Source organism: Roseivirga sp., from assembly GCF_049099775.1.
In the GTDB taxonomy this organism is placed as follows: Bacteria; Bacteroidota; Bacteroidia; order Cytophagales; family Cyclobacteriaceae; genus Roseivirga.
The window spans coordinates 408,996-426,020 of sequence record NZ_JAGDZM010000001.1 but is presented as its reverse complement, the minus strand read 5'-3'; the positions used below and the strand labels follow the sequence as shown (position 1 = coordinate 426,020).

Genomic DNA, 17,025 nt, shown 5'->3' with positions numbered 1-17,025 from the left:
TTTAATAAAACCACCGCGAAAATCAACATTATATGAAGTTTATTGTCTCTTCAGCTGAACTCCTGAAACGCCTTTCAAATATCAATGGAGTGATCACTACAAACCCTGTGGTGCCCATTTTAGAAAACTTTTTATTCGAAATTAACGACGGCCTTTTAACAATCACGGCGTCTGACTTACAGACTTCCATGATTACAGAAATAGATGTAGAGGCAAAAGAAGATGGTAGTATCGCTGTACCAGCAAGAATTTTGATGGACACGCTTAAGAACTTACCAGAGCAGCCAGTTACGTTTAGCATCGACAATGAAACTTACAGTGTTGAAATTAATTCTGATAATGGTAGATATAAGCTAGCTGGTGAAAATGCCACTGATTTTCCTAAAGTTCCAGATGTAACGGATGCTTATTCAGTTGATCTTTCTACAGATGTTTTGAGCAGTGCCATTAATAATTCAATCTTCGCGACAAGCAACGACGAATTAAGACCTGCAATGACAGGTGTTTTCGTGAAATTAGACGATACTAATACAACTTTCGTTGCCACTGATGGGCACCGTTTGGTAAGGTACAGAAGAGTAGATGTTGCCACAGATTCCGGGATGTCAATTATTATTCCGCGTAAAGCATTGAACTTATTGAAATCAACGTTGCCTTCTGAAAATTCTAACGTGGTGATGGAATACAATGCTTCAAACGCATATTTCCACTTCAACAATATTAAAATGATCTGTCGCTTAATCGACGAGAGATTCCCTGATTACGAAAACGTAATTCCAACTGAGAACCCGATAGAAATGTCTATCGATAGAAACGAGTTCTTAGGTTCCCTGAAAAGGATATCGATATATGCGAACAAAACAACACATCAGATTAGACTTAAGATTACAGGTAGTGAATTAACTATTTCGGCTGAAGATCTTGATTTTTCTAATGAGGCTAAGGAAACCTTGGCTTGTGAGCATGAAGGTGAGGATTTAGAAATTGGCTTTAATGCGAAGTTCTTGGTAGAGATGCTAACGAACTTACATTCTAAGAGCATTACCTTACAAATGTCGGCTCCGAATCGTGCCGGATTAATAGTTCCAGCTGAAAAGGATGAAAATGAAGATATCCTTATGCTAGTAATGCCAGTTATGCTGAACAATTACTAAAAGAGATATTTAACAAAATTGTAAAAGGAGCTTCGGCTCCTTTTTTGTTTAAATTTTGAATAACTTAAGTTCTCAATCTTCAAGCGTTGCTATCTAAGAAAACACAATATGCTTTTCATGCCCTGACCTATTTGGCTGATAACTATAGCAAAGGTCCTGTCTTGATTTCTGAGATTTCTCAAGAAAGAAACATATCACTAAAATTTCTGGAAAACATATTGCTGGAACTCAAGAAGGCCGGAGTATTGGGCAGTAAGAAAGGAAAAGGTGGTGGTTATTATCTAATAAAGTCAGCAGATGAAATAGCCCTTGCCAAGATCATCAGAGTTCTAGATGGGCCAATTGCGCTTTTACCATGTGTTAGTTTGAATTACTATGAACGCTGCGAAAATTGCCAAGAAGAGGTTTGCGGACTGAATAGAGTAATGGCTGAAGTAAGAGACAATACCCTTAAAGTTCTCGAAAATAAGACGTTGAAAGATATCTTGAGGAACAGATAGAATTTTTTTGCCTCATTAGTCTACTAAAACGGTAGGGATTATATAGATTTGTAATTCGATAAATTTCTTTCAAGCAATATGCTCTTAGATAATGTAATTAATAGAAAGGTAGAATCAAGCCCTTCTGGTGCGGATAGCAGCCTTAGAAGTTTGATGAAAACGATCAGTTGGCGTATTCTAGGAACAATAGATACGATTATAATCTCCTATATCATTACGGGTGAAGTGGCCATGGCGATGTCAATTGGCTCGGTTGAAATTGTCTCCAAAATGATACTTTACTATCTACATGAGCGCGCTTGGACAAATGTCAAAACAAATAAATCAGGGCAATGACATTACAAGAACTCACCGAAAAATTAAAAGATGAATCTTTAGCTTCAGGCTTAGAGCTAATCACCAATTTATATTCAGGGAAAGTAGTTTTTTCATCCGCCTTTGGGCAAGAAGATCAGGCCATAACGCATGCGATTTTTAAGAACGATTTAGACGTTAAGATCTTTACACTAGACACTGGTAGGCTTTTTAAAGAGACTTATGACTTGATCGACCAAACGCGATCTCGCTACAAAAAAACCATTGAAGTCTTCTATCCTCAGACAGAAAAGGTTCAGCAATTAGTCTCTGAAAAAGGTATGCACAGTTTCTACAATTCTGTCGAAGAGCGGAAGGAGTGTTGTTTTATTCGAAAGGTAGAACCACTACAGCGTGCTCTAAAAGGTGCTGATGTTTGGATTACAGGCCTAAGGTCTAGCCAGTCTGCCAATAGAGAGGGGTTCAAGCAGTTGGAATGGGATGAGCAAAATAAAGTGATCAAATACAATCCAATTCTTGATTGGTCTTATGATGAATTAATTAAGTATTTGACAGATCATAATGTTCCCTATAATAAGCTCCACGATCAAGGTTTTATCAGTATAGGGTGTGCACCATGTACTCGTGCAATTACTACAGGTGAAGACCCAAGGGCTGGTCGTTGGTGGTGGGAATCTTCACAAAAGGAATGTGGATTGCATCAATTAGCAAAGGTTTAGAATCGACAAAGGGCGAGAATAGCCCTATTCGGTTTTCTCGCTGAGTTTACCTTCTATTACTATTGATTCTTCATAAACTCTAACGAATAATTCATTGAGCTCAAGTTCATTTGACAACAGATTAACGACAAGATTTTTGAATTCAACACTTTTAATTTTATCCAGAGAAATGATTTTCTCTTCCCCAAAGTCAACATCGGAAACTAGGAAGTCTCCATAGTATTTTTCTTTCATGCGCACGTAATAGTCTACCACATCGCGCAGTTCTAAATAGAGTCCTTTAAGAACAAGAAGGTCACTTTTTAAGTCTGAATTTTTGTTTGTGTAGTTTGTATTTAAATAGAAGTTGAGTGCTTCCATTTGTAGAAAAGGCTTATGTGTTTTATTAATATCAAACAAGTAGTGGCTTATACTGTCTTCAGCTAGCGCATCACCTGCAAATAAGAATCGTGCAAGTTGTCTCGTATCTCTTTCCAATTTGAGTCTGTTACCAATTAGACTTTCAAAAACCTGCTGATTGGTAGTAGTTTCGCTAAAAACCCTTTCTATGGCTGATTGTTCTAGTTTTAAATCCTTTTTGTCTTCGTAGTAAACGTTCAGTTGGTAAGCTACTGTAATACCAAAAATCACAATGAAAATCTCCATCATATACGTATAGATGTCGTTTTTCTTGAGTCTTCTAGAAGTACCGAACTTGACCATGGATAAAGACGTTTTGCCTAATGACGGAGTTTAAGAGTATAAAGATGCTTTAAGAATATAATTTCCCCAAATACGAGATTCTAACTTAGGTTTAGTCATACGAAGAAATTACCGCTTTCATTAGACTATCCACTTTGCTCAGTTGCACTGTCGCTTGCTCATATAAACGATTCAATTCAAATTCATCAGCGGCCATATTCCAGATGATATTCTTGAATTCAACAGATTGAATTTTCTCCAGCCGGATGATTTTTCTTTTGAAGAAGTCAACTTCGGTTTTTAGATAATTCATGTAATCCTGTTTTTTCATCACCTTATAACTCTCCGAAAGATCCATCAATTCTTGTAAGAAGGTCTGTAAAGAAAGCAGCTCGTTTTTAAGGTCGAGGTTCGTGCTTCCGTAATTGCTGTTTAAATAGGAAGTGGTAGTTTGACGTTGAAGATCGGGTGTAGAAGTTTGTACTAAGGAAAAAATATACTTTTCGGCACTGTCTTTTCTGATGTTAGTTTGATCTAAAAGTCTCAGTAAATTTCTTGATGATTTGGTGATACGCTTGCGATAAGCTTTCAGGCTGTTAAACTCCGCAATATTGATTTGAACCTCTTTCTCTAGGTTCCTTAGAATATTCAGTTCTAACTGATTGTTGATCCTTTGCTCGTTGACTAAATTAAGCTGATAGGCGATAGAAATTCCCAGAATCACTATGATCAACTCCATTAAGTAAATCTTGACATTCTGATTATTTCGCAATCGCTTCAATCGCATAGATTGTATTTATTCTACTCTTTCAATTTTAGCACCTAATGCATTGAGTCGTGTATCAATATGCTGATACCCACGGTCTATTTGTTCAACATTATCGATCACACTAGTGCCTTCGGCGGACAATGCAGCAATAAGAAGTGCCTGACCTGCTCGAATATCAGGCGAAGTCATTCTAATTCCTTTTAACTTCTGTTGTCTATTCAATCCGATAACCGTTGCGCGATGTGGATCACAAAGAATAATCTGCGCACCCATGTCAATTAGCTTATCAACAAAGAACAATCGACTTTCGAACATCTTTTGGTGCACTAGAACGGTACCTTTTGCTTGTGCAGCAACTACAAGTACAATACTTAGTAAGTCTGGGGTTAAACCAGGCCAAATAGAATCAGCGATGGTCATAATTGACCCATCGATAAAAGTTTCTATTTCATAATTCTCTTGCGTCGGGATATATATATCATCTCCTCGGAATTCCATTTGGATTCCTAACCTGCGGAAAGTCTCAGGGATTAGCCCTAATTCAGGAATCTGACAATTTTTAATAGTAATTTCAGATTGTGTCATAGCCGCCATACCAATGAAAGACCCAATTTCGATCATATCTGGTAACATCGTATGATCAGTTCCATCCAAGGCTTCCACCCCTTCGATGTGAAGTAAATTAGATCCAACACCTGTGATTTTAGCACCCATTCTATTGAGCATTTTGGACAACTGCTGTAGGTAGGGTTCACAAGCGGCATTGTAAATGGTGGTTTTACCTTTAGCCAAAACTGCTGCCATCAGAATATTGGCAGTACCAGTTACGGAAGCCTCATCTAATAACATATATGTGCCTTTTAAATCAGAGGCATCTATGTGGTACATTCCAGTTTCGGCTTCATAAAGAAACCTAGCGCCAAGTTTTTGAAAACCAATAAAGTGTGTATCAAGTCTACGACGACCAATTTTATCACCACCAGGTTTAGAGATTTTGCCCTTTCCAAACCTGGCTAAAAGAGGCCCAAGAATCATTATTGATCCACGAAGTGATGAAGCTTTTTTTCTAAATTCATCAGTCTCTAAATAATCAATATTTACGTTTTTGGCACAGAAGGAATAACTTTCGCCTGATAGATGCTTTACTTCAACGCCCATATCTGCCAGTAGCTCAATGAGCTTGTTGACATCGCGGATATTCGGAACCTTGTTAATAGTAACAGTTTCCGGAGTTAATAGTACTGCACAAAGAATTTGAAGCGCTTCGTTTTTCGCACCTTGGGGAATGATTTCCCCTGAAAGTCTGGTGCCTCCTTCAATGACAAATGATGACATTTAGTTTCTACGTCTATTGTTATTACCTCTTCTTCGGTTGTTGTTATTTCTTTTATCGCGATCGCCTCTGTTGTGATGTCTCTTCTCTTTCACATTGTTATTGAAAAGACCGAATTCCTTCACCTCATCAATAGATATATCGAGCTGATTGTCAGAAAGTTGTTTGATCTGCTTAAGAATAATTTCATCATCGATATTATCCTTATTCCAAGTGTTGTAGAAACCTTTCATTAGTCTACCGATATGGATGACGGCCGACTTTTTTGATTCAGGATCTTCCATCTGAATGGCTTGCTCAATCATAATTTCTACACTTCTTCCGTAGTGCATATATCTGATTTTAGAGCTTTTATAAGCAACCCTTTGAGGTTTTTTGCCAATAGCTGATTTCTCAGGCATTGGAAAAGGAGCATCTATGGTTAAATCGAAGTTTGAAATTATGTATAAATCATCCCAGACTTTCTGATCGCTATCTACGTTCACCTTTAGGTTCGGGTTGATCTGTTTCATGAGGTCAGTCAGTGTCTGTGCATAGGCACTTCTTTTCTCTTCGTCCTCGATAGTTCTGATATGGTTTACTAGCTTCTGAATGTTACGGCCATATTCCTTAAGCCTAACATCAGTTCTTTCTGTATTGTATTCTAATCCCATTAATTTTTAAGTATGCACCAAATTAACAATAAATATCTTAAAGCGTGGCTATTACGATAGCCCTATTCTACTATTCTCAATTTGGCGAAAGTGAGTAATAATGTCTTTTCTCCAAAGTCTTCAAATATAACCTTGGCTTTTTTGTTGGCTCCGGTAGTGTCCATTTTGGATACTTTCCCAAAACCGAATTTCGGATGTTCTACCTTCATCCCTTCTTGTAAACCTGAAGTATCGCTCGGTCTAAAGTCAGCAGAAGGCTTATGGTATTGCAATGGCTTTTTAGGAGCAGCCTTCTTACTAGCCATCAAATTTCTGGCGAAGTTAGAATTAAATCCTGGCGGGCCATCTTTTCTGCCTAGCTTGGGTTCCCGACTTCCATAGCGCGTGTTTACAAAAATAAAACTCGGGTCAACTTCTTCAATAAACCGACTTGCTTCGCAATTGATGAGCCTGCCATATCGATAACGCGAAAGGGCATAAGAGAAGTATAAATTTTCTTTCGCTCGAGTTATAGCCACGTAAAAAAGTCTTCTTTCCTCTTCCAAATCATCACGACTACTCATCATCATTTGAGATGGGAAAAGATCTTCCTCCAAACCAACTATAAAAACATTTTTGAATTCTAGTCCTTTTGAAGAATGTATCGTCATTAAGGATACAAAGTCTTTATTGTCGTCATCTTCGTTGTCCTGATCCGTCAATAAGGCAATATCTTGCAGAAATGCACTTAAGCTTTTGTCTTCTACATCTGGTGTCTCGACAAACTCCTTAATGGCATTGAGTAACTCTTGAACGTTTTCGTATCTGTTTAGGCCTTCTACCGTTTTATCGTCATATAATTCTTTTAGTAAACCAGAATTTTTGGCAATGTGACTTGCGGCTTCAAAGGCATCACGTGATTGAACGAAAATCTGAAAGCTCTTAATCAGGGTGACAAAATCATTCACCGCGTTTGCCGCCCTACCAGGTAAGAAGGCACTTACATTATTCAATACTTCCCAAAGCGGAATATCATGTTCAAAGGCTGCCACCACGATTTTCTCTACTGAAGTAGTTCCAATTCCTCTTTTGGGTAGATTAATTATTCTTCTGAAAGATTGCTCATCTGCTGTATTCATGGCGAACCGCAGATAGCCCATTAAATCTTTTATTTCTTTACGCTGATAAAAGGATAAACCACCATATATCTTGTAGGGTATTCCAGATTTTCTAAGTGCCTCTTCAATCGCCCTAGATTGGCTATTTGTTCGATATAAGATGGCAAAGTCTTCGTTTTTGTAGTTGTTTTGACTTTTCTGTTCGAAAATAGCCGAAGCTACAAAACGTCCTTCCTCGTTATCGGAGATAGATTTGATAAGATCAATTCGATTGCCGTCATTATTCGTTGTCCAAACTTTCTTTTTGATCTGCCCTTTATTTCTAGCGATTACTGAGTTGGCAGCATTCACAATATTCTGAGTAGAACGATAATTCTGCTCTAACTTGATCACTTTCAAGTCAGGGAAGTCCTTCTCGAAATTTAAGATGTTCTCAATATTGGCACCTCTAAAGGCATAGATGGACTGGGCATCGTCACCAACTACAGCTATATTTTGACTGACTGCAGATAGTTTTTTAGTAATTAAATACTGAGAAACATTCGTGTCCTGAAACTCATCCACCAAAACATACCTAAATCGATGCTGATATTTGTTCAAGACATCCACATGATCTCTGAATAGGACGTTCGTCTGGAAAAGCAAATCGTCAAAGTCCATGGCATTGGCCTTAAAACAACGTTGCGCATAGGTTTTATAAATACGGCCCATTTCGGGCTTTTGAGCCGTTTCATCATCCGCGGCGTAAATTGGATTGTTTACATATTCTTGCCAAGAAACCAGCCTGTTTTTAGCGCTAGAAATCCTGCTAAAAACTACATTCGGTTTATAAACTTTGTCATCTAGCCCAAACTCTTTTACAATCGTTTTGATTAGCGATTTAGAGTCATCGGCATCGTAAATTGTGAAATTGCTGGGGTAACCCAATCTGTCAGCTTCCGCTCGAAGTATTCTAGCAAAAACAGAGTGAAAAGTACCCATCCATAAATTGCGAGCATTACTTCCTACAACAGTGGCAATTCTTTCTCGCATTTCTTTTGCCGCCTTGTTTGTAAAGGTTAGCGCTAAAATGCTAAATGGATCGACACCTTTTTCTTTGATCAAGTAAGCAATGCGATAAGTTAGCACACGCGTTTTACCAGACCCAGCACCAGCAATAATCATTGCAGGTCCTTCGGTGTTGACTACACCTTCGTATTGGGGCTCGTTGAGTGACGCTAAGTAATCCATGAAAAAGGGTGATTTCTGTCTAAAGTCGATCTGTCTGCAAGATAAGACTTTCGACTCGAGAAACATCTAAATTTACTCTGTCAGTCGCAAATAAAAGATGCTTTTCAATTATTTATTTCTCAGCTACTTGCTTCAATAAATATTCTAACTAACTAGAAATATCCCGTTATCCATACGGCGGACAAACTATTTCTGTCTCTTCTTTCTGTTTTGATACTCCTACCATCCGGTAATGATGAGTGTGCCAAACAAGAATGCCATTAGATAATGAACCCATTCTTGCTCCACCATAAAACTAAACTATTCGGAGTAGAAGTAGAGCAAGAGACATGTTAGAACGAAGAGAGCTAGAATAATACTAAGAGGCTTGATCACAAGTGTTAGTTGAGCATAAGTTTAAGATTGTTTTCCTTATAAAAATCACTAAAGAAGTTTCTATTTTTTAGTAATTCCAATGGAGACCCCGACTGACTAATGGTATTGTTTTCCAAAATGTAAATCTTGTCTGCCTTAGCCGCAGTGGTTATTCTATGAGTGACCAAAAGAATGAGTTTTGTCTCTTTCAGCTTTTTGAGAATTGTTAGAACAAACTGCTCAGTCTTTCGGTCCAAGGCCGAGGTAGCCTCGTCTAGTAAAAGGATTTCAGGGTTTGACCACAAAGCTCTAGCAAGTCCAACTAGCTGTTTTTGTCCTCCGGAAATATTTACACCTTCTTCACCTAAAATCGTCCCGTAACTTTGAGGGAATTGTTTGAAATACGCATCAAAACCATATTTCAACATAAATGCTTCTATTTTTTTTGGGTCGGCGTCTGACACACCCAAAAGGATATTATCTAAGAGGCTGCCATTGAATATCTTAATTTCCTGTGGGACGACTCCGATTTTGGATCGAATGGCCGTTGTATTAATTTCTGAATATTCTTGATTATCAAGTTTTATGCAACCTCCCTCTTGCGTATAGAATTTTTGAAGAATCTGTATAAAAGTACTCTTACCACCACCGCTTTCACCCAACAGACAATTCATCTCACCTTTTCTAAGTTCTAGATTGAACTCCTTCAATAATTGTTTTCTTCCTGGAAAACGAAAGCTTAAGTTTTCAACCGTCAATGATTGAATTTCCTTGATTTTTTGAATATTTTCAGTGGGATTAAATTCAGGTTCTATTGATGTAAATTCATACATTCTATCGAAAGCAATTTTGGCTTCCCTTATTTGAATGTTAGCACTAGCAGCGGCTTCTATAGCAGGGAAAAGGCCACCAGCCATAGAAAATAAAGCTACGAGTTCGCCGATCTGTAATTGCTCCTTAACAACTAAAAATGATGAAAGGCCCAAGACACCAGACATGGCAATTATCCCTATGATTTGCGTGCTGATACCATATTTGTTGCCAATGAGCCCCAGATCAAATGCCTTATTTTGAAAATGACCGTAGATAGTCTCAGTTATTTTTCCAAAAATAGGTTCTTTACTCTGGTTTTTAATGACCTCAACGCCCTGTATGGTATCTACATAATTGCTCTCATTCAGAGCATATGCTTGCATGACTTCTTTTTGTCCTGATGTAATGGGCTTGGTATATTTCCAGACTAAGAGGATGTAAATGGGAACAAAGGACAATAATAGTGTTCCTACTTCCCAGGAATAAGTAAATACAAAAACTAGTGAGGTTATACCTAATAGTAACTGAATCAAAGTATCTCCGAGAACAAAGCTAATGGTTCGTTGAATTCTATTGGTATCATTCATCCGAGCAATCAATTCACCTGTTTTTCTGGTATCAAAAAAACGTTTTGGCAAATAGAGCAGTGCACTGTAAAATTTCTGAATGATTCGATTATTGAAGTCTTTTGATTGCCTTAGAATTAAGAGTGTTCTTAGGTAAAATATACCCGATCTGGCTAGTAATAAAATGGTTAAGAGTATTAAGCCGAAAATAAGCCGTTCAGAATCTTGACTAGGTAGAATATCATCGATTAATCGTTGGGAGAAAATAGCAGTACTGATGCCTAAGACTGAGATTATGACACCTAAGAATGTAGCAATGCCGAGTATGCTGTAGTCTTCCTTGACCAAGGAAAGTAACCAATTCTTCTTTTTACTTTTTTGTGCTTCGGCGCGTTCTAGTTTATCTGTGGACTTAATCAAAAGTAAGGCCTTTGATTGCCAGATTAATCTGAGTTCTTCTTCTTTCAGTTGCTCAATGCCTTTCGCTGGGTCACTAACTAAGAACTTACCATCCTCAAAGCCAAATAAAATAATGTAGTGTTGAAGTTTACCATCAATGACCACGTGTAGGATTGCGGGATGCTCCAGCGTTTTTAAGTTGTCAATTTCTGCCTCGAAGCCTTCTGCTTCTAACCCAATTTGATTAGCCGCTTGGTAAAGCCCTAAAAGTGTGGTGCCGTCCTTGGCAGTACCGCTAAGTACACGAAGTTTTTCGACGCTAACCTCAGCCCCATAATATTTTAGAATAGTAGATAAGCAGGCTACCCCGCAGTCCGCCTGATCTCTTTGTTGGACATAGATTTTGTCTAGTTGTGATTCTTTTTGCGTTGCCATAACTATTTTTCCTGATTGTATGCGTCTAGAATTTCTTGAGGCTGCGTTAGACCAACCCATTTTTTTATTAATTCACCCGACTTGTCATATGCTAGGAAAGTAGGGAACTTCACGTTGCCATACTGTTCTAACATGGCCTCAATATCCATATAAGCAAAGCGAATATTCGGTATAGTGTCTAGACCATGACTGTGTGAGAACTTTTGAATTGAATCTTTGTCATCATAGCTGATCCAAATAATATCTAGATTTTTAAGAAGTACTCTTTTCTCATAAAGAAGCTTTGCATCTTCCTGGCAGAAGTCGCAAGAAGGATGGAAGAGAGATAGCAAAAATGGTTTGCCAGAGATTTTTGTATCCTCTTTAAGATACTCAATATTTTTTAGTGATAGCACCTGTTGTTTTAATTCAGTTTTCTCTTTTCTGGCCAGTTCCTTATAAACCTTGTAACCCATAAGGGTGCCCACAAGGAAAAATATACCAATAAGCGCCCAGCGTAGATGTTTTAAATTCATTTTTAATTATTTGATAAGAGAAGGAAAGCGACTGTTAAGAGCCATAAACAGAACGCTGGAACGTAAGAAGTTAGAATATACCTAAGTCCTAGAGTTAGATTTGATTTAAGAATTTGTGCCAATAAGAATGCCAAAACAAACCAGTAGGCTAATTCAAAAAGACTTAGAGAACTAAAAATAAAGGCTAAATATGGTTCAATAGTTTTCGTATCGGATAGGCTAGCTAATGAGAGAGGTGAAAAGTTTAGAAAGTCCATCAAATTGAACGAAGGTGAGAAGAGGACTTGAGAAAAAAGTATATACGACTTTAAGGCAAATGTGAATTGTGCAATGATAGAAATTTTCCATAATTGATAAAATGATTCTTTCTTATTTGATATAAAAAAGCCTAACCATATTATTGATCCTACAATTAATGTTTTTAAAACAATAAATAAAAAAGTAAGAAGATAATTTATAGGTCGATACCTTTTTATGTTTTCAAGGAATTGGTTCATGCGATCAGAAGGAATGATACCACTATAACTATTTATATAGTCGACCTCATCAATCAGTATAAAATCTATGATTAGAATAGGTAAGAAATATGTGCCTACCAGGCATATTATAAGTACTTTGTTCTTCGCTTTCAGATTCATGTATTAAGGAACTAGTAAAGCTTCTCCAAAAGATTTAGACTGTTGTATTTTTGAACCTTGTGGTATGATTTATGGGCTAAGATTATCATTAGGATAACGTTGAAAATTAATATGGCTACTACATTGATAAAGAAGAAACTTACGCATAATAAGGAGCAAAGAATTGAATATTTCAAGGGCTTCAATGACGCATTCTCTTTGATCTTTTTGCTTTGAAAAGTTGTCATTTTTAATGGGAACTCTATCGAAAAAATGAGACCTATGAGTGATAGATTGATTGTTGAAAAAGACAAGGTTAGGAGACCAGAGAGTAATGATTCACGATCCATGTACAGACCTAAAAAGACAATCCTTAACAGGACGAAAGCACTCAGTGGAACTAAAATCAATCGATAATAGAATGATGCTATATTTTGATCACCATTTAGTGAGTGACGGAATGTGGTTAGCTTTGGATTACTTCCAAAGGTATTATTTCCGTAGTTTGTCATGAGTGGCAACGGGGTGAGAAAAGTTACAACAAGAATTTTCTTGAAACTTTCTAAGATAAAGACATCGAAAAAGATTAGTGCAACAAGGTCTAGGGATAAGATGAATGCAATACGTTTAGTTAAGGGCTTATTTCTAAAAAAGAACCAGAATGAGTCAACTTTTCGATGCTTCAAAGAAGAGGTTCTTTGAGTATAGACGTTAGTACTGCCCAAAAAAACATATAATGAAATAAATGCCATTAGGAATAGAATAAGCCCTGTGGTATTAACCCGCCAATTAATTGTCAAATAGGTGAAGAATATATTCAGAATTAGATGAGAAATTGAGTAGACGCTTGTCAGTTTGCTATTCGAGAAGACTAGGTCTTCAAGTGTCGATATGGCTATTATGACGGTTACAGTTTCGAGTAAGTCTTCAAACAAATTTTCCGAACTGCCAATAATAGAAATCATTATGATTGTTGACGTTAAAGCCAAATTTCTCAAGGAGATTTCTTTGACAGTTAGATTAAAGATTTTTCGTTTGAAATTGCCAATTGGGTGATTGGGCATTATCCAGTGAACTCTCCTCGAATTCAGGTTCGATGTGATCCTAACTGTTACATAAAAAAGGAATATATACGAGTTTGCTATGTTGTTATCAATTATTCCTTTTAAAAAGGGGTCAAAGTAAACCTGGATGTCTGAGAAGAGAAAGAATAATGCAATAATCGCTAAAGGGGTTAGGCATATCAAGATCTTAAGAATCCAATAGCTTGTGTTGGCTCTATTAACATTCAAAACAAACATGATTAACCTCATGCTACTGATCTATAAATAAGGACTTATTTGAGATATTGATCACTGTGGCTTCAAGATCCTCTCTTGTTTCTTTTCGGTGATCAGCAACTAAGATGAGTTTACTTTTCCCCAGATTTTTGAGGTGCTGTTTACAGCGCACAACACTTTTTTCGTCTAAACCATTAAATGGTTCATCCAAAAAAAGAATCATCGGGTTACTGACTAATGCGTTTAATATTTCTACCCTTCTTAACATCCCAGTGGAAAGACTACCAATTATGAGGTTTTTGTTATCGTTATACTCGGTGTCAAATAGTTCGGAATATAGTTGTGATATGAAGGGCAAGAAGTCGTTCTTGTCAATGCCGTAGATCAGTGATAGATATTTAAAATTCTCTTCAACAGAGAACTCCTCTAAAGGAGAAATAAGATTGGATTGTAAACCAATCTTATTTTTCCACTGTTTTTTTTGTGGCTCTACTATCTCATTTAACCAAAAGAAACTATCGTAGCACCCTTTAATTAGCCCCGAAAGAAAGTTCAGCAAGGTGCTTTTACCTGATCCATTATTGCCTTTGAGTAGGTATATGCCATTCTCGTCTAAAGAGAAAGAAATATTATCTAAGATCTTATTTGTTCCATAGGATATACTCAAGTTACTTAACTCCAACATAATATATTAGCTGTATAAGGTCATTTATATATTGTATGATTTAAGTGTTGAGTTTTTATACTCAACACTTTGGTTTTAATCATTAGCAATAGACTGCTGCTCCTCCCAGTCCTCCCAGAAATCCGCCAATCAGACCTCCAACTAGGGCTCCTTGTGGAGAAGGAGCGATCGCCACGCCGACTCTTGCTCCAGATAAAATGCCTACAAATAGGCCTCCTAATATACCTGTTAAACAGTTTCCTGAGCCACCAGTGGTTGTGCTCATTTCATTTATCGTTAAACTCTTCATATTTTTTATTTTTAAATTTTATGTTAACAAGCCTCTGCATGTCCAGTCATGGCACCAGCAAATGCGCCATAGGAAGCTCCTAAAATCGCTCCGGCTAAGTTTCCAATTCCTGGAACCGCCGAACCTACAGTAACCCCTGCTATGGCACCTGACAATAAACCTCCAAAGAAGCCTCTTAGTATTCCTTTCTGGCAAGCATTCGTGCCTCCAAGAACGTTTTCCATTTTTTCAAAACTCAAACTTTTCATTTTTTAATATTTACGTTAAAACTAAAACTCGAAGCTTTACCTCTACCTAGGATGTTGTATGTGCTTCTTGATTACAAGTTTAAGTGTGGTGACTGAAATAAAATTGCAGTGGCAAAAAAATATTTAAAAAATTATAAAATATTCTTTAATGAGTTTTCGAAAAGCCAATGTTCCAATTGACCTCGTGTTCATAACAATAGGATTGGGCCGCACTATCGAAATAAATAGGTGCGCCAAGTTCTTTCATAAGCTCTAGCGTATTATAAAGCTGTCTTTCGCTAATATTTAGCCTTTGAGCACATTGTTTAGCACTGCCAGTTGCCTGCCGCCTAATGAGATCGTGAAGACGCGAAATCCTGTGTTTTTGTTTGAGCATAAATTGTGGGTGTTTAAAAATGTCACAATGGCTCAGGATTATGATAACTTTAAAATGCTATATTAATTATTTTAATGCATAAAAAAATTATGTTTTGAAAGAATTTGAGCTTATCGAGAAGCCTGTGGCCGTAATAGCATCTTTTACTGAGCAAAGCCCAAAAAGTACTCCTCGTAATTCGAGATGGTGTTTTCAATATTGAATGTGACTAAAGCCGTTTGCTGGCCATTCGTTTTTAGGCGTTCTCGTAAAGCGTCATTCTGCTTGAGCTCACGAATGTTTTCTGCGATTTTCGGAATATCTCCATCGGTGAAAAGTAGGCCATTTTCACCATCTTGAATTAAGTCTAAATTTCCCGCATAAGCAGTAGCCGTTACTGGAACTTCCAGCGCCATAGATTCTAATAGTGCCTGAGAAAGCCCTTCCATGGTTGAAGCTAAAATGTTAGCATCGAAGAGTTTATAGTAATTGAGAATCTCAGGAGAATCTACATGAGCTTCGAAATGGATTTTGTGTGTCACCTTATAGTGATTCATGATGGAACGCATCTCTTCGGTTGGTTCAATACCACAGAAGATGACCGTGATGGGTTCCTTCAGCAAGTCTAGGGCTTTAATTATCTGTATTTGATTCTTAATTCTGGAAACACACCCTAGTACAAAGTCGGTTTCTTTAAGCTGATATTTTTCCTTCAAAGCAGTTACACGAAGCGGGTCAACCTGATTATATTTCTCGGTTGGCGTACCGTTGTATATTACTTCGATATTCTTAGCCTTCATGCCCACTTTTACTAAGCCTTCTTTAACTTGTTCGCCAACAGCGACAATTCCATCGGTATACTTGTTATATAATAGGAGTTGTAGCGGTCCGCCAAAGCTTTTGGGCATTTGTCGCCTAGTGTGAATAATCTTTACGTTTAAACCATATCGCCATTTAGAAAAAATGCTAGTATACCGATCGTGACTTGACTGCGGGTTTATCAGTTGAATGCCATGTTCTTGTACGGCATCTTTAATTTGGCACCAATTCTCAAAGTCGAATTTCCCCTTGAAGGTCATTGGAATCCTCTGGACTTTAGAACCTTCTAATAAGTCCCAAAGCAGGCTTTCCTTGCGAATGCCTATATAAATAAGGTGGCCCTTTTCTGCAAGCCCTTTTGCCAAATAGGCAATTGAGTTTGTAGAACCGGCAACGTCACCTTGATAGGTGAGGAATAATATTTTTAGTGGGTTGAAATCCTTGATGCTACAAAAAACATTAAACATACCCTCTTATACAAGCACGAAGCGTTTTGACTTGATTTTTTATCCGCTAAGGCCACCTTTAAATCGGATAAACATAGTCTCTTAATTAGGGACTAGCACTTTTATTTTACTAATTTTAAATTATGTCTGAAGAAGCAATACAAGATGAACACGAAGTTCGAAGACAGAATTATTCCGAAAGGGAAAAGACAGCAATCTTCGATACGGAATTTATGCCACACGTGGATTCCATGTACAACTTCGCTTATCGATTGACCTTTGATGAAGATGATGCCAAAGATTTAGTGCAAGACACTTATTTAAAGGCATTTAGATTTATCAATTCATTCGAAAGAGGAACTAATGCAAAAGCGTGGTTGTTCCGCATATTGAAAAATAGCTTTATCAACGAATTCAGGAAGAAAAGTAAACAACCTGCTAAAGTTGATTACAACGAAGTTGAGCAATATTACAATTCTGATGATGCCGGTGAGCAAATCACCACTGATCTTAGGGTAGAGACTGTTCAACACATGATTGGTGATGAAATATCTGGAGCGCTAAATGGTATTCCGGTAGATTTTCGAACAGTCATTATACTAAGCGATTTAGAAGGGTTTACCTACGAAGAAATGTCTAAAATTTTGGACATTCCAATCGGTACGGTAAGGTCAAGGTTGCATAGAGCAAGAAACATGTTGAAAGACAAGTTGGCTGCATATGCTAAAGAAATGGGATTTAATAAATAGAATA

General features: G+C 37.3%; 18 protein-coding genes. 5 read left to right on the top strand and 13 right to left on the bottom strand.

What is annotated here, in order from left to right; genetic code table 11:
• Positions 1–32 precede the first annotated feature (32 nt).
• The 4 genes from dnaN (at position 33) to JXQ92_RS02075 (ending at position 2,688) form a co-directional block, all read left to right on the top strand.
• The gene (gene dnaN / locus JXQ92_RS02090) at positions 33–1,154 is read left to right on the top strand and encodes a DNA polymerase III subunit beta (protein WP_421984917.1); all 1,122 of its coding nucleotides are present in this window, start codon (positions 33–35) and stop codon (positions 1,152–1,154) included.
• 86 nt (positions 1,155–1,240) lie between these two features.
• A complete protein-coding gene (locus JXQ92_RS02085; protein WP_421984916.1) occupies positions 1,241–1,654 on the top strand; it encodes an RrF2 family transcriptional regulator in 414 nt (137 codons plus the stop codon).
• A gap of 78 nt (positions 1,655–1,732) precedes the next feature.
• Positions 1,733–1,990 carry a DUF2061 domain-containing protein gene (locus tag JXQ92_RS02080; RefSeq protein WP_421984915.1) on the top strand — a complete coding sequence of 86 codons (258 nt, stop codon included), beginning with the start codon at positions 1,733–1,735 and terminating at the stop codon, positions 1,988–1,990.
• A complete protein-coding gene (locus JXQ92_RS02075; protein WP_421984914.1) occupies positions 1,987–2,688 on the top strand; it encodes a phosphoadenylyl-sulfate reductase in 702 nt (233 codons plus the stop codon). Before JXQ92_RS02080 ends, JXQ92_RS02075 begins: the two co-directional genes overlap by 4 nt.
• A 24-nt stretch (positions 2,689–2,712) precedes the next feature.
• Here JXQ92_RS02075 and JXQ92_RS02070 read toward each other — a convergent pair whose 3' ends face one another.
• The 13 genes from JXQ92_RS02070 to JXQ92_RS02010 form a co-directional block, all read right to left on the bottom strand.
• Positions 2,713–3,390 (bottom strand): hypothetical protein, encoded by a 678-nt coding sequence (locus JXQ92_RS02070; RefSeq protein ID WP_421984913.1) that lies wholly within the window; start codon positions 3,388–3,390, stop codon positions 2,713–2,715.
• Positions 3,391–3,481: 91 nt separating this feature from the next.
• On the bottom strand, positions 3,482–4,108 hold the full coding sequence (locus JXQ92_RS02065; RefSeq protein WP_421984912.1) for a hypothetical protein: 627 nt from the start codon (positions 4,106–4,108) through the stop codon (positions 3,482–3,484).
• A gap of 57 nt (positions 4,109–4,165) precedes the next feature.
• Positions 4,166–5,473, bottom strand: coding sequence for a UDP-N-acetylglucosamine 1-carboxyvinyltransferase (gene murA, locus JXQ92_RS02060; protein ID WP_421984911.1), 1,308 nt, complete (start codon positions 5,471–5,473; stop codon positions 4,166–4,168).
• A complete protein-coding gene (locus JXQ92_RS02055) occupies positions 5,474–6,124 on the bottom strand; it encodes a DUF4290 domain-containing protein (RefSeq protein WP_421984910.1) in 651 nt (216 codons plus the stop codon). It abuts the gene before it with no gap.
• A gap of 62 nt (positions 6,125–6,186) precedes the next feature.
• Complete coding sequence (locus JXQ92_RS02050) at positions 6,187–8,451, bottom strand: ATP-dependent helicase (protein ID WP_421984909.1); 2,265 nt, start codon at positions 8,449–8,451, stop codon at positions 6,187–6,189.
• 380 nt (positions 8,452–8,831) lie between these two features.
• On the bottom strand, positions 8,832–11,018 hold the full coding sequence (locus tag JXQ92_RS02045; RefSeq protein WP_421984908.1) for a peptidase domain-containing ABC transporter: 2,187 nt from the start codon (positions 11,016–11,018) through the stop codon (positions 8,832–8,834).
• Positions 11,019–11,020: 2 nt separating this feature from the next.
• Positions 11,021–11,533, bottom strand: coding sequence for a TlpA family protein disulfide reductase (locus JXQ92_RS02040; protein ID WP_421984907.1), 513 nt, complete (start codon positions 11,531–11,533; stop codon positions 11,021–11,023).
• 649 nt (positions 11,534–12,182) lie between these two features.
• The gene (locus JXQ92_RS02035) at positions 12,183–13,115 is read right to left on the bottom strand and encodes a hypothetical protein (protein WP_421984906.1); all 933 of its coding nucleotides are present in this window, start codon (positions 13,113–13,115) and stop codon (positions 12,183–12,185) included.
• Between the two features lie 349 nt (positions 13,116–13,464).
• Positions 13,465–14,115: an ATP-binding cassette domain-containing protein gene (locus JXQ92_RS02030; RefSeq protein WP_421984905.1), complete on the bottom strand. Its 651-nt coding sequence runs from the start codon at positions 14,113–14,115 to the stop codon at positions 13,465–13,467.
• Positions 14,116–14,197: 82 nt separating this feature from the next.
• Entirely contained in the window at positions 14,198–14,404 is a 207-nt protein-coding gene (locus JXQ92_RS02025; RefSeq protein ID WP_421984904.1) for a hypothetical protein, read from the bottom strand.
• A 23-nt stretch (positions 14,405–14,427) separates the two neighbouring features.
• Positions 14,428–14,652: a hypothetical protein gene (locus tag JXQ92_RS02020; protein WP_421984903.1), complete on the bottom strand. Its 225-nt coding sequence runs from the start codon at positions 14,650–14,652 to the stop codon at positions 14,428–14,430.
• A 145-nt stretch (positions 14,653–14,797) separates the two neighbouring features.
• The gene (locus JXQ92_RS02015) at positions 14,798–15,028 is read right to left on the bottom strand and encodes a hypothetical protein (protein ID WP_421984902.1); all 231 of its coding nucleotides are present in this window, start codon (positions 15,026–15,028) and stop codon (positions 14,798–14,800) included.
• Positions 15,029–15,171: 143 nt separating this feature from the next.
• On the bottom strand, positions 15,172–16,293 hold the full coding sequence (locus tag JXQ92_RS02010; RefSeq protein WP_421984901.1) for a glycosyltransferase family 4 protein: 1,122 nt from the start codon (positions 16,291–16,293) through the stop codon (positions 15,172–15,174).
• A gap of 122 nt (positions 16,294–16,415) precedes the next feature.
• Here JXQ92_RS02010 and JXQ92_RS02005 point away from each other — a divergent pair, with 122 nt between their 5' ends.
• Positions 16,416–17,021: a sigma-70 family RNA polymerase sigma factor gene (locus JXQ92_RS02005; RefSeq protein ID WP_421984900.1), complete on the top strand. Its 606-nt coding sequence runs from the start codon at positions 16,416–16,418 to the stop codon at positions 17,019–17,021.
• Positions 17,022–17,025 lie beyond the last annotated feature (4 nt).